The 13,096-nt window shown below is 48.7% G+C and carries 11 protein-coding genes and 1 riboswitch; of the genes, 4 read left to right on the forward strand and 7 right to left on the reverse strand.

The genetic code is table 11. From position 1 onward, the window contains the following. Positions 1 to 153: 153 nt before the first annotated feature. Both GI364_RS16300 and GI364_RS16305 read right to left on the reverse strand, forming a co-directional pair. Positions 154 to 735 carry a hydrolase gene (locus GI364_RS16300; protein WP_198850296.1) on the reverse strand — a complete coding sequence of 194 codons (582 nt, stop codon included), beginning with the start codon at positions 733 to 735 and terminating at the stop codon, positions 154 to 156. Between the two features lie 109 nt (positions 736 to 844). Next, positions 845 to 3,115: a Tex family protein gene (locus GI364_RS16305; protein WP_233095833.1), complete on the reverse strand. Its 2,271-nt coding sequence runs from the start codon at positions 3,113 to 3,115 to the stop codon at positions 845 to 847. Positions 3,116 to 3,223: 108 nt separating this feature from the next. On the opposite strand from GI364_RS16305, the gene GI364_RS16310 reads away from it, so the two are divergent. From GI364_RS16310 to GI364_RS16320, 3 genes are all read left to right on the forward strand, one after another. Beyond that, on the forward strand, positions 3,224 to 3,454 hold the full coding sequence (locus tag GI364_RS16310; RefSeq protein WP_198850297.1) for a hypothetical protein: 231 nt from the start codon (positions 3,224 to 3,226) through the stop codon (positions 3,452 to 3,454). 57 nt (positions 3,455 to 3,511) lie between these two features. After that, positions 3,512 to 3,934, forward strand: a complete 423-nt coding sequence (locus tag GI364_RS16315; RefSeq protein WP_233096182.1) for a spore coat protein — start codon at positions 3,512 to 3,514, stop codon at positions 3,932 to 3,934. 241 nt (positions 3,935 to 4,175) lie between these two features. After that, a complete protein-coding gene (locus GI364_RS16320; RefSeq protein WP_198850299.1) occupies positions 4,176 to 5,426 on the forward strand; it encodes an MFS transporter in 1,251 nt (416 codons plus the stop codon). A gap of 127 nt (positions 5,427 to 5,553) precedes the next feature. Here the strand turns inward: GI364_RS16320 and GI364_RS16325 are convergent, their stop codons facing one another. After that, complete coding sequence (locus tag GI364_RS16325; protein WP_198850300.1) at positions 5,554 to 7,224, reverse strand: phospholipase C; 1,671 nt, start codon at positions 7,222 to 7,224, stop codon at positions 5,554 to 5,556. 379 nt (positions 7,225 to 7,603) lie between these two features. Here GI364_RS16325 and GI364_RS16330 point away from each other — a divergent pair, with 379 nt between their 5' ends. Beyond that, on the forward strand, positions 7,604 to 9,091 hold the full coding sequence (locus tag GI364_RS16330) for an amino acid permease (protein ID WP_198850301.1): 1,488 nt from the start codon (positions 7,604 to 7,606) through the stop codon (positions 9,089 to 9,091). 91 nt (positions 9,092 to 9,182) lie between these two features. Here the strand turns inward: GI364_RS16330 and sdaAB are convergent, their stop codons facing one another. From sdaAB to GI364_RS16350, 4 genes are all read right to left on the reverse strand, one after another. Beyond that, entirely contained in the window at positions 9,183 to 9,872 is a 690-nt protein-coding gene (gene sdaAB, locus GI364_RS16335) for an L-serine ammonia-lyase, iron-sulfur-dependent subunit beta (protein ID WP_198850302.1), read from the reverse strand. Then, positions 9,869 to 10,780 (reverse strand): L-serine ammonia-lyase, iron-sulfur-dependent, subunit alpha, encoded by a 912-nt coding sequence (gene sdaAA / locus GI364_RS16340; RefSeq protein WP_198850303.1) that lies wholly within the window; start codon positions 10,778 to 10,780, stop codon positions 9,869 to 9,871. Before sdaAA ends, sdaAB begins: the two co-directional genes overlap by 4 nt. 289 nt (positions 10,781 to 11,069) lie before the next feature. Next, a riboswitch (glycine riboswitch) is annotated at positions 11,070 to 11,174 on the reverse strand. 158 nt (positions 11,175 to 11,332) lie between these two features. After that, a complete protein-coding gene (locus tag GI364_RS16345) occupies positions 11,333 to 12,691 on the reverse strand; it encodes a D-serine ammonia-lyase (protein ID WP_304503164.1) in 1,359 nt (452 codons plus the stop codon). A gap of 59 nt (positions 12,692 to 12,750) precedes the next feature. Continuing rightward, positions 12,751 to 12,924, reverse strand: a complete 174-nt coding sequence (locus tag GI364_RS16350) for a hypothetical protein (RefSeq protein ID WP_198850304.1) — start codon at positions 12,922 to 12,924, stop codon at positions 12,751 to 12,753. Between the last annotated feature and the right edge of the window lie 172 nt (positions 12,925 to 13,096).

Below are 13,096 nucleotides of genomic sequence, written 5' to 3' on the forward strand. Positions count from 1 at the left end.
ACTCCTCAAAAGTAAAGGACCGCATTCTCACTCGCTCTTCAACTACAGCTTACGTTAACGTATGGTTTGCCCATACGGACTCTGCAAGTATTTCCTCCAAGTTGGTCCTTGAAATCTAGCAGACAAGCTGTATGCAACCGCAACTGAAAAAGGCTATTCGGATAAAGCTTGAAGGACTTCCTCAGTGGTGCGAATCCGGCCCATTCGAGGGAACGTGTATTTCAACGGGTGCTCATGTTGCGGCTTCGATAAGGCTGTCATCGCGTCCTCAACGAAAATCTGGTTGTAACCGTGCTGGTATGCTTCCCGTGCCGTAGTCTCAACACCAATGTCCGTTGCAATCCCGCACAGAATAATGGTATCAATGCCCCGCCGACGAAGCTGCAAGTCGAGATCAGTACCGTAGAAAGCGCCCCACTGGTGCTTTGTGACACAGTGGTCAGTCGGTGCCGGACCCAGTTCCGAAACAATTTTACTCCAATCTTCCGGCCGCTTCGCAGTAGAAGGCGAAGTCTCAGCGTCTGTCACTGGGTGAAGCATGTCTTTACCATCCTTCGTATCGACATTTACTAGTGTCACAAAGAGACCGGCATTGCGACTGCTGTCTACTAATCTTTGCACCTGGGTGAGTACTTGAGTCGCTGAGTAGGGTTCACAAGGCAAGCCGACAATTCCGTTTTGCATATCAATCACGACCAGAGCAGTCTGGTTTACATCGAAGTTCAATTCCTTCACTTTCAAATCCACCTTTTCTGTTGATTGTGTTTGATGATCAATACTGGCATCTGATGATCAAAATTTAGTGTAACGAAATAAAAAACTTACGTCAACGTTAGATTTGTTCTTACTGTTGTTTCAGGCTCAGTCCAATTCGTCCCTTATTGACATCCACGTCAATCACGCGAACTCTCAACGTGTCTCCGACCGCAACAATCTCCATCGGGTGCTTTACATATCGGTCTGCCATCTGTGAAATATGTACTAGTCCATCGTTTTTTACTCCAATGTCCACAAAGGCTCCAAAATCCACCACATTTCGTACTGTACCCATCAATTCCATACCTGGTTTCAAGTCTTCTATCTTCAACACATCTTTACGCAAAACAGGAGAAGCAGCATCCTCCCTTGGATCTCGCCCCGGCTTTTCGAGAGCCGCCAGGATATCCCGCATGGTAGGCTCACCGACTCCCAGTCGCGCAGACAAGTCTTCGAGTGGAATCGACTTCAACTGCTCTAAGGCCTGCCTCCTTTGCTCCGGGTGAGAAAACAAACTCTCAAGGTTCATACTACTTAACAACTGCTTCGCAATTGAATAGGATTCCGGATGAATCGGAGTTGCATCCAGCGGCTCAATTCCGTTGTGAATTCTCAGAAAACCTGCGCTCTGCTCCAATGTTCTCTCGCCCAGCCGCGCAACCTGTTTCAGAGACTGACGTGAAGGGAATGCACCATTCTCTTCCCTATATTTGACGATATTGCGTGCTACCGTCTGATTTAACCCGGCAACATACGACAACAGACTGGGTGAAGCTGTATTGACATCAACGCCAACCTGATTTACCACAGACTCCACAACGGCGCCCAAATGATAGTCCAGTTTCTTGCTTGCTATATCGTGCTGATATTGGCCGACACCAATTGATTTCGGGTCAATCTTCACAAGTTCTGCCAGCGGGTCTTGCAGCCTGCGGGCAATGGAAATTGCACTGCGCTCCGATACATCCAGCTTTGGAAACTCTGTCCCGGCCAACTTCGACGCTGAATACACACTCGCACCAGCCTCAGACACCATCACGTATGCAATATTGTGACTTCCATCTTGGTACTCCTTCAGACATTCTGCTATAAACGCTTCAGTCTCGCGTGAGGCTGTTCCGTTGCCAATAGCAATCAGCGAAATGCTGTAGTCTGCCAGCATCTTTAGTACGGTATGCTTGGATTCTGCGATTCGATTTTGCGGCGGTGTCGGATAAATCACCTGCGTTTGAAGTAACTTTCCCGTTGCGTCTACGACTGCCAACTTGCATCCAGTCCGATACGCAGGGTCTACCCCAAGCACTCGACCGTAAAGGGGAGGTTGCAGCAACAAGTTGCGGAGATTTTCAGCAAAAATAAAGAGAGCATGATGTTCTGCGCGTTCCGTCAATTCTGACCGTATTTCTCTGGCAATGGCTGGCGCAAGCAGCCTTTTATAGGCATCGATGACCGCTTCCTTGAGGAGACTCGCCACGTTGTCTTGCCGCAGCACACGAGTCAAGTTTGCCCCTTGAAGCAAGGGCTTTATGTGCCGGGCCGTAAAGTAGTCCATCACAATGGACTCTTGTACATCGACGGATACTTTCAGATAGTCCTCACGCTCCCCGCGGTTTATCGCTAAAACCCGGTGCGGCATAACATGCTGCAAAGGTTCACTAAAGTCATAATACATTTCATATACACTGTTGGCCTTGGCGTCTGTGGCAACACTGCGCAATCTACCCTGTTTCATCGACTCATTGCGAAGCCACTTCCGTGTTGCAGCGTCGTCTGCGACTTGTTCCGCAAAGATATCGGCTGCACCCTCAAGAGCAGTTTCAGACGATTCGACTTCCTGTGTGACAAATTGTTCAGCATAGGTCCTTGCCTCATCTTTTGACCTCATCATGTTCGAAGCGGATTTCAACCACGTCAACAAAGGCTCTAATCCGCGTGCCTTGGCTTTCGCAGCACGAGTCTGCCGTTTTGGACGATAAGGGCGGTAAATGTCCTCCACTTCAGTCAAAGTCGATGCATTAGTGACGCTTCGGGTCAACTTTGCAGCCATATTCTCATCGTCCATGGCTCCGTGTTCATACAGCAATCGAAGGACATCTGTCTTTCTTACATACAGAGCTTCGATGCCATGATATTTTTCTTCGATGTCCCGAAGTTGGTTCTCGTCCAACTCTTTGGTCATTTCTTTCCGGTACCTAGCTATGAACGGAATCGTATTGCCATCGTTCAACAGTTGTAATGCCTGTCTCACCCGGGGTGTTTCCAAGCCAAGCTCACCCGCAACAACTGCAGCAAAGTCGGGCTCAGGGATGGACGTGTTCCTCACTTCTGTCGTTTCTGCTTTACTTTCTTCCAAAGCCACTCAAAATGTCTCCTTTTGTACTATTTGCAGCCACAATCAGCATAGTTTTTTTCATTTTGGTTACCTTTTCCTATGAACGGATATTAACCAGTTACAGGGGGCGTTTCAATGCAGTCACACATGCAACAACTCAGTCACAAGGAATTGGGCTACATGGCCGATTCCTTAACAAATGAAAGCATCCTTATTAAAGAATGCCTGACGCTGGCGCAACAAACCCAAATTCCTGCCGTTCATCAACTTGGCACCGAATTAGCCGAGCGGCACATGCAGCATTATACACATCTTATCAGCGTCCTGGAGCAACACCAGCAAATGGCGCCAACACAGCCGCAATAGTCACAGTCTGCATGAAAACTGGTTTGGCTGCAAATAAGCAGAGGAGGAGTCTCATTGATGAACACAGAATCACAGCTGATGCAAGACAAGGACTTACTAAACAGCATCTTGACCCTTGAGAAGCATATGGCGGACGAATACGCCATCGCTGTAACAGAGTCGAACTGTCAAACTGTGCGGCAGATGTTCACAAGTCTACTCGATGATACGTTGCAAACACAGAACGATGTGTTTCACGCCATGTCACAGCAAGGATGGTACCAGAGCCCGGCAAAGGCTCTAAAGCAAGAGGTAGACAAGCACATCCAGACCTATCGTCAAACACAGCAACAGTTGGCCCAACTCGTGCAGCAATACCGTTCAGCCGCCATGCCGCAAAACACTCCCATGACAACACCCTACGGAACGGCATCTGCCCAGTCTAATTTGCCAAACCGGCACTTCCAACACTCGACTGGAATGCACATGAATGGGCACTAACTGCTTGCGCACCGTTTTCCAACAATCTTTTTAGACAGAACCTCAGAAACTTCAAACGAAACCACAAGGTGGCTTGAGCCTGCCTGCAGCAGGGCAGAAATCGTCTCGAGTCACCTGTTTCATATCCTCTTTTGTGAGAATACTCGTTTCAATTGTGAATTTATCAATCAAAAAAATATTGGAAATAACAACATTATTTTGGCATACTATCAATTAGATTGACTATTAGGGGACATTGTGAATGTGGAAATTGCTAAAAAGGAACCCAAGCTTCTTATTATATTGGGTTTCTCTCCTAGGTATGGAATTCGGTGAGTGGACTCGAAACATGGTGTTAGTCTATGCAGTCTACACGCTCTCCCATGGCTCCGCCTCCGCCGTATCCATTGTCTTACTTTCCGAATTTCTTCCAATGTTGTTTGGTCCGTTTATCGGGGTTCTAGCAGACAGACTGCCTCGAAAACCGACATTCGTATTGTCAATTTGTATACAGGGAGTCCTGCTTTTTGGAATCGGACTGACTCTGCATCTCCACCAACTGTGGCTCGTGTATGCCGGAGCACTGCTCAGTGCAGTGGCAACAGTGGCTAGCCGGACCGCCGGCGCTGGTTACATCCTGCAATTCGTTCCCATGGACGAAAGAAAAGATGCGACTGCTTTACAACAAGTTGTCATTAGTTCCATGATGTTGCTTGGACCACCGTTGGGAACAGCAATTTATATGGCTGTACAGGGACAGGGTGCGCTCGCCGTAGCCGGGGGACTCTTTCTGTTGGCTGTGATTTTGAACATATGGGTGAAAGCACAAAAAACCCCTGTTTCAGACGCTGAATCTCACAGTTTTTGGTATGACCTCCGCACTGGACTCAAATACGCGAGAAACCACTGGGTCATGCGATTTATTCTGTCAACGGGGGTATTGGTGGGGTGCAGTGCTGGAATTCTAAATGTACTTGAAATTTTTCTAGTAACGAAGTTTCTTCATCTTCCAAAAACGTGGCTATCCGTTCTATTGTTTGTTCAAGGAGGCGGCATGTTATCTGTCACTCCATTACTGAACCGACTCACGGTGCCAATGAAAAGACTGTTGCCATGGAGTCTCATCTGGTGCGGCATCGGAATGGGACTCATGATAAGTGTGCGCTTGTGGATGGTGACTCTCCTCGGTTATTTGGTCTTTAGCGTCGGGAATGTCGCAATTAATTTGGCCGTGGGCACATTGATGAAGACAGAAGTCGAAGAATCATATCAAGGGCGTATGTCTTCCCTCTTTACGACGGCCTATGGTGTGACGACTGGTGTTTTCATGGTTCTCACTGGCAGATTACAGCCAATTTTAGGCGTTCGATTCTTAATTGCTGCAGGAAGCTGTATCATCTTAATCAGCGGAGCCTTGCTGCTAGGGTTTACCATTCGCTATTTAAAACACAGTGACAGCAACCTGAATCTGCCACAAAACAGTGTTGGCAGAGATGTGGACCCCCTTCCCTAGTTGCATCCCCTTACAACAGGTATCAGAATCCAGCGAACAAGGCAGGCTGTCCGCCTTTATGGACAGCCTGCCTTTGTGTTCGAGCAAATCCCAGTAAATCACAATCTACCGTTCAGTTAGTTCTCAGTTAGTTCCGAGAATAGTCACCGTATGTCAGCGTATAACCGCCATGCGTCTTGGGGCCATGGTTGCTGCGGTTGTCTGTCTCATTCTCCTCAGTGAAAAATGTCGGTTCCCCTGTTGTCGGATTCAGGAACAACCTCGGTGCCCGCGGTCCCCGCTTGAAGTTGAACATATTGTCAATCGAGCCTGCCACCGCATCGTACGATCCGTTGCCAATGCGCCCAAGCTTCCAGTTGTTTTCAATAAACTTCAGAATCGACGACTGATCCGTTACGTTATTAGCAATGAAGTTTTGCCTAGCGTAGGGCGAAATCACCATTAACGGAAGTCTTGGACCATGTCCTGCGCGGTCCTGATAGTTTTTCAATGTTACCTTTCCTGCATTACCTTTGCCAAAGAGTGTGTCCGCCATTGGGTCCTGCGATCCGTTGATAACGGGACTCATTTGATGGTCGTACCAGCCGTCCGAGTCGTCGTAGGATAAAATCACAGCTGTGCTGTTCCAGTCAGGTGTCTTCTCCAGCCGGTTAATGGTATTGACGATAAAGTGCTGTTCGTCTAGAGGATCCGAGTAGCCAGCGTGTCCATCTTGATACATGGGCGCTTTCAAGAAGCTTACTGCCGGCATATTACCGTGATTGACCGCTTGCCAGAAGTTGGTCATGCTGTACTGATGATTGGCTTGGTCTGTCTTTCCAATCATGCCGACAGAACTTGGCGGCAAGTGTTTGGGATTTGCCGTGGACTTATAGTACTGAAACGGCTCGTGATGGGGGCTGTAATCCGGATAGGATGTTCCAGCAATGTTTTTATGAGTGGCACTAGGATTGGCAAATCCGCCTTCGAACCATCCCCACGTGACACCCTTGGCATTCAGTAAATTACCGACGTTCTTACCGGTCATTTTGACGGTTGTCCCGTTCGAGGAGAAGTTATCATAGTAGGGGTTTACATCCCCATACAGCGTATTGTTTGTGTTTAAAGCATTTTTGATAATAACACCGCTGCTGTTTGGCTGCAGTTGCTTACCTCCATCAACCTTTGGAGCACTGTAAGCGACGGCACCGTGCGTCTGACCCGAAATCAAATTCAGAGCGCCAGGTGTAGACGGCCCGAAGGTTGTGCCGTAGGAGTTGTCGCTCATGGCAAAGTGCTGGGCATAGTTCCATAACGCGGTCACAGTATTGCCGTCATAGTAGTCCATGACTGTACTCTTGGGTTGATTTGGAATCGGCCAACCCCCTTCGCCTGTGCTTTGAACAAACTTGTCCATTTTGCCGCCGTCGAAGGCATTCTGCTCCGCAGTATAACCGTGATTCATGTCATCAGTAATCGGTTGAGAGCGGCTTAACCGCTGCGGGTTAGCGGCATTCAGATTGTGACTTAGCAGGGTCGGATGAGAGATGTAGTTATTGGGAATCGGAGTCCCAGGAAGAGCATGAAATTGAGGTACACCCTTGGGGTTCTTTGCGTATGGATAAGTACCGAAGTAGTGGTCAAACGACACGTTTTCATTAAAAATCACCACAACGTGTTTAATCGGCGTGGTTGTCTGCGCATGGCGGAAAAAGTGGTCGTGACTGTTCGCAAAAGCCGGAACAGAAGTAGCCAGAATGGTACTCAAAGCAACTACGCCACTGCCTACAGCAACTAACGTCTTCTTTTGGCTTCCCAAATTAGTTCCTCCTTGTATTCTTCGTATTTAGATAAGTTCTTCAATTCAAAATCTACTATCGTCTATTTAATCTCTCGTATAGATACTCTAAAAATTCGATTGAGATATTGTTAAGTTTTTGTGAACATGTACTGCCCCACCTCATCTGTACCACCGACATATAACGGGAACAAACACCTGCCATTCACGAGGTCCATGACAGCCATCACCGTGCTGCCAGCCAGCAAATGTGACAAATCCTTGAATGGCGCATAGGTTCGAAACCACTTACATTTTAATTCCAGTACGATTCCTCTTGTCACACAGAAAATAAGTTGGTAGAGTACATATCGTTGAACATTTCGCTTTACCAATTTAACGAGATAAAGGGGAAGGCATCATGAAGAAAGGGAGCTTAGGTGTTTCGATTCTAACAGCCCTTGTGATTGGAAATATGGTAGGGTCCGGTATATTCATGATACCTGCCACACTGGCAAAGGATGCAAGCCCTGCCGGAGCACTCTGGGCATGGGGTCTGACCGGCTTTGGCGTTCTCATGCTGGCCCTCGTCTTCGGCACACTATCCCTGCGTAAACCGGAGATGACAGGCGGTCCGCAAATCTACGCAAAGGCGCTGGTTCGAGAAGGAACCGAGCGTTCCAAATTGCTTGGTTACTCCGTCTCTTGGGGATACTGGGTCGCTAACTGGGCGGGAAACGTTGCTATTATTACAACTTTTACAGGATATTTAACAACTTTTTTGCCTGTTTTGACAGACGAAAAACTGTTGTTTCAGTTCGGTTCATTCCGTATCACAATCGGTAATCTGCTGACCTTTGTTGTGGCAAGCCTGCTGTTGTGGCTGGTGCACACGATGATTCTCAAAGGAATAGAAGGTGCCGGGAGAATCAATCTTCTTGCTACAGCCGCTAAAGTGATTGGATTTGTGTTCTTTATTGTCATTACACTGTTTGTCTTTCAGAAATCCAATTTGCTTCCCATGGAACAACAGCGCGTAGCCCACGGTGTTGCACTTGGATTAATGGGACAGATTAATCACGGCGCAATGGCTACCTTATGGCCCTTCATTGGAGTTGAATCGGCCATGGTCTTTTCATCCCGCGCGAAGCGGCGTGCCGATGTGAAAATTGCGACCATTCTTGGTCTGCTGATTACAATTGTCATCTATATTTCCATCACTCTATTGGTAATGGGGGCTCTTCCGCAACACCAGCTCATGAACGATACCAAGCCATTAGTAGATGCATTGAACGCTGCGGTCGGTCCCGTTGGTCGTTATCCCATGGCTGCTTTGGGGCTGGTGAGCTTGTTGGGCGCCACCATTGGTTGGATCCTGCTCAGTGCTGAGGTTGCATACCAGGCGTCCAGGCAAGGACTGTTCCCCCGAGTGTTCGGACGGGAAAACAAAAACGGAGCACAGTCCACATCCTTGGTTATCACCAATGTTATGGCTCAGGTTTTCTTACTGTCCACGCTTTCTCAGTCCATTGCAGCAGCATTCAACTTTGTCATCTTTATAGCAACTCTGTCCTATCTCTTCCCGTACGCCGTTGCTGCACTGTACCAACTGAAGCTGACTGTCAAAGGAGAGACTTACGAGGGAGAGAAGAAGGCTCGAATCATAGACGGTAGTATTGCCTTCCTTGGATTTGCCTATGCCGTCTGGGTCATCAAAGCAGGCACGTCCGACCTGAGGACATTTCTGTTCGGAGTCGCATTGTTGGCTGCAGGCCTCATCTTTTACCCGGCGGTACGAAAATCCCGTCCCGTGCCTACCAACGAGTCTGCACCACAGACACAGCCGTCTGCCGGAACTATTGCCAAAGCGCCTCAAGAAGCCGAGTTCAATCCAATTCAGACACACTAAATACAGCAGGCAAGTCCCAAGACAAGACACGTAAAAGGCTGCCCTTGAACCATCTCGCGATGTTCAAGGGCAGCCTCTCTAATCAGACTGATTACTGAGCGTCGTTCGATTGCTCTTCCGGTTGAATAAAGCACAGGTCTTGCAACTCTTCAACATTTCCCGCCAATTGTTCGGTCAAATGAAACCCGACTTTGCCGTCTATCTCGCAGACGGTGATAGCATTCCCACCCTGGCTCCAGCGTTCAAGACTCAAACGAGCAATATTATAACCGAGTGAATTAATGATATAGAAGACCTTGGCCAAAAAGCCTTGTGTATCGCTGTGGTATAAAATCAAGGTAGGACGCTCACCTGTAAACTTCACCGGGATCTCATTGATTTCCTGGACTTCAACCTTACCCCCGCCAAGCGAGCTCGCAATGATCCGCAAAGTCCTGTTTGCACCCTGGATGAGAATAGAAACACTGTTTGGATGAAAGAATCCAAAATTGCGCTTCTCAAAACTGAAGTCCACGCCAGCGGCTGTCGCTTGTTCGTCCGCCTGCGAAATTCTTGGATCATCCGTCGCGTAACCAAGGACACCGGCAAGTAAAGCCAAGTCAGTACCGTGCCCTTGATACGTTTCTGCAAAAGAACCCATGAGGTAAAAGACGACTTTCTTTGGTTCTTCCTTTAATATGGTCCGTGCGAGATTTCCGATTCGGACCGCGCCAGCAGTATGTGAACTGGACGGTCCTACCATAATTGGACCGATGATTTCAAACGCACTGTTGTACCTCATTGTCGCTCACGCTCCCGGCAGGGTTTTTCAGCAGTGTTCCCAAACACTTGTTCGCGCATAGCCTTTCCTGCAGGGGTAGCTGCAAGACCTCCGAGCCCAGTCTCTCGCAGACTGCTGGGCATTTCGTTGCCAATCTCATACATGGCACGGATGACCTGGTCCGGCGGTATGACACTTTTCACACCGGCCAGCGCCATATCTGCAGCCGCAAGAGCGGTTACGGCATGGAGCCCGTTGCGAATGATGCAGGGAATTTCCACTAAACCGCCAACGGGATCGCACACCAAACCCATGGAATTCTTCAACGTGAGTCCAACTGCATGACCGACCTGTTCAGGAGTTCCCCCTCCCAATTCTACCAAAGCGCCTGCTGCCATCGCCGTAGCAGAGCCAATTTCAGCCTGACAGCCCCCTGCTGCACCGGAGATGGACGCCGAGTTGGCAATCACGAGACCCAGGGCAGCCGCTGTCAGCAATGAGAACACTACTTCATCCCGGTTGTATCTGCCCGTCTCGAGTACATGGAGAAGAACACCAGGGAGTACGCCCGCCGAGCCAGCCGTTGGAGTGGCAACGATTCTGCCCATTCCCGCATTGACTTCATTGACCGACAAGGCGTATGCCATGGCTTTCAACGCGGAACCGGAAAGATAGCTTTTACCCGTCTGCAAATACTGATTGACGAGATAGGCGTCGCCTCCAGACAATCCTGTCTTAGAATGGACGGGCTGCTCAACACCTTTTCGAGCTGCTTCCTCCATAATGTCGAACTGTCGGCTCATGTTAGACAGAATCTCTTCCTCTGAAACTCCCGTGTGTTCCTTTTCAGTCTCAAGCATCAATTTGGCAATTGTGACCTCTTTTTCATTAGCCAATGCTATTAATTCATGTAAGCGCTTAAACGCCATTCTGACCACCTTCTTCAGTGTAAGTTTCAAACCCCGTGTACAGACACGAGAGTACCCGGTCTCAACTGCATTTGTTCCGTAGTTGCAGGTTACACGGAACCAATCAAAAAAGACAGTGCCAGCAAAGAATAAACCCTCACCAGACTCTGTCTTCGTACCTGAAAGCTTCCTTGAACAGCCTTCCTTGATTGGCCTGTCTTGACCAGCCGACTGAAACGCATGTTTTACGTTTCATCAAGTTGCTTCATCAAGTTGCTTCTTCGGTAGCCTCACGGCTTTTCCAGAGATGCATCCTTCGACGCTATGGATACCTGAGAGATTCCGTTCCAGCTGAGGAAGCTTACACGTTGCCCCATCGGTAGTATGTGCCCATACACTCTCGCGCCGAGTTCATTTGCACTATCTTAGATTCACATAATAAATCACTTTGTATGTCCCACTTCAAGCACACCTTATTAACTACACGTTATTTCACATTTCAAGCATTGTCAATGCTGAATTTTTACCCTCACACTGCCGAAAATTCAGCATTTGCAAACACCGAAAATCACATCAGTTGCGCAGCATTTGACCTCGGTTGTAATCGTCTCTCATGACGTCGCGAGGAACCATGCTCCCACCCGTAGCCCAGACAAGGTGAGTGCTTGAGTGGAGGACCGACTGGAGTTGACGGAAGCGACTGTCACCAAAGTCCGGTTTACCGCTCCGGTGCAGCACTACAGGTCCGAACAGGCCGGCTGCCGCCGAAGGCTCAACCGCAATTTGTTCGCTGTCTTGCAGAAGACTGAGAAGCTGGTAAAGTCTCTCGTCGGAAACGGTGTAAATTCCGTCAATCAAGTGGTCCATGACTCTCCCGACAAAGCGTGACGGCCTGCCAACAGCAAGTCCATCAGCAGCAGTATGATTATCCAGCCCGAAATCCTGCACCGAAACTGCATCGTGTTGTCCCGTCATTAGCCCTAACAGCATAGAGGGAGAATGCGTGGGTTCAACAAAGTAAATATGAACACTGTCTCCGTACAGAAGTTTCAATCCAAATGCAATGCCCCCAGGGCCGCCCCCCACGCCGCACGGCAAATAAACCACGAGAGGATGATGTGGGCCTATGGAAACCTGCAGTCTCTCTAGTTGACCTTGCAACCGAGATGCAGCAACAGCATAGCCTAAAAACAAGTCCCGTGAATGGTCATCATCGACAAAGAATATATTGTCACTCGCTTGCGCTTCCCTCCGGCCTGCCTGAACAGCCTGCGTATAGTCAGAAGAGTGCTCTACAACCTCAACTCCCAGGCTTCGGAGTTTGTCCTTTTTCCACTGCTTTGCCTCCGTAGACATATGTACAGAAACCTGAAATCCCAGCTTGGCACCCATGATTCCAATACTAAGCCCAAGATTTCCGGTTGACCCTACGACAATGCGGTATTGAGAGAAATGCTTCCGAAACGATGGATTTGCCAACACTGAGTAGTCGGTATGTGCCTCCAACATGTCAGCAGCAAAGGCCAACCTCTCGGCAATCTTTAATACTTCGTAGATGCCTCCTCTGGCCTTAATTGATCCCGAAATTTTAAGCTCACTATCAAGCTTTAACAGCATTGGGCCCACGATGTCGGTGTCGAACTCCCGCTGCATTCCTTCCTGCATTTCACAAATAGCTCTCAGTGGAGACTCAATCAAACCTCCGTCCACTATTGTTTCTGGGAATGCGCGCTGGATGTAAGGAGCAAAGCGGAGGAGGCGTTGCTCTGCATCAACAACCTCCGCTCGCGAAACCGAGAGGGACGGCAACACCTGTGCCGCCGGCAGCCATCGCGGGTTCAGCCAAAGTACCTCTTGGCTGCTCTGAATGAAGTCCAACAGCGGATGTTCGCGCTTCCACTCCGCCACTGTTTTCCCCGCAATATAGACCACGCTGCCGCCCCTTCTTCCTCTTCAAGAATCCCTCCGCCACAGGAGACTGTGCTCCTGCTCTAGCCTTCAATAATATCAGCACGCGACGACTTGAAACGGGGCACTACCTTAATTGGATAGCCCCGCTCTTCAAGCTCCCGCGAATATGAACTGCTTGTCTCCTTATCCATCTGAGCACTTGCCATCCAACCTGCATCTTCTTGATACCACCATACAATAAAGGATTGTTCCATTGTTAGAATCCTCTCTTCGTCAAAGAAATTTGTTGTGTGAAATCGGAAAGTACGGACCCAGTTGAGTTGGGCCTCCCAATCCCTTGCTGTATTTTCTCACTTATCTGAAAATATAGCGCGTAAATGTTACATTCGTATTAAGTAAATGTGTCCATTGCATTAAGATTTTAAA

It is taken from the genome of Alicyclobacillus sp. SO9 (assembly GCF_016406125.1).
Classification (GTDB): Bacteria; Bacillota; Bacilli; order Alicyclobacillales; family Alicyclobacillaceae; genus SO9.

What these genes read in the sequence shown, in the direction of transcription:
- GI364_RS16320 (WP_198850299.1), top strand. Translation starts at nt 4,176, where the DNA reads ATGTGGAAATTGCTAAAAAGGAACCCAAGCTTCTTATTATATTGGGTT.
- GI364_RS16330 (WP_198850301.1), top strand. Translation starts at nt 7,604, where the DNA reads ATGAAGAAAGGGAGCTTAGGTGTTTCGATTCTAACAGCCCTTGTGATT.
- sdaAB (WP_198850302.1), bottom strand. Translation starts at nt 9,872, where the DNA reads ATGAGGTACAACAGTGCGTTTGAAATCATCGGTCCAATTATGGTAGGA.
- GI364_RS16310 (WP_198850297.1), top strand. Translation starts at nt 3,224, where the DNA reads ATGCAGTCACACATGCAACAACTCAGTCACAAGGAATTGGGCTACATG.
- sdaAA (WP_198850303.1), bottom strand. Translation starts at nt 10,780, where the DNA reads ATGGCGTTTAAGCGCTTACATGAATTAATAGCATTGGCTAATGAAAAA.
- GI364_RS16315 (WP_233096182.1), top strand. Translation starts at nt 3,512, where the DNA reads ATGAACACAGAATCACAGCTGATGCAAGACAAGGACTTACTAAACAGC.
- GI364_RS16350 (WP_198850304.1), bottom strand. Translation starts at nt 12,924, where the DNA reads ATGGAACAATCCTTTATTGTATGGTGGTATCAAGAAGATGCAGGTTGG.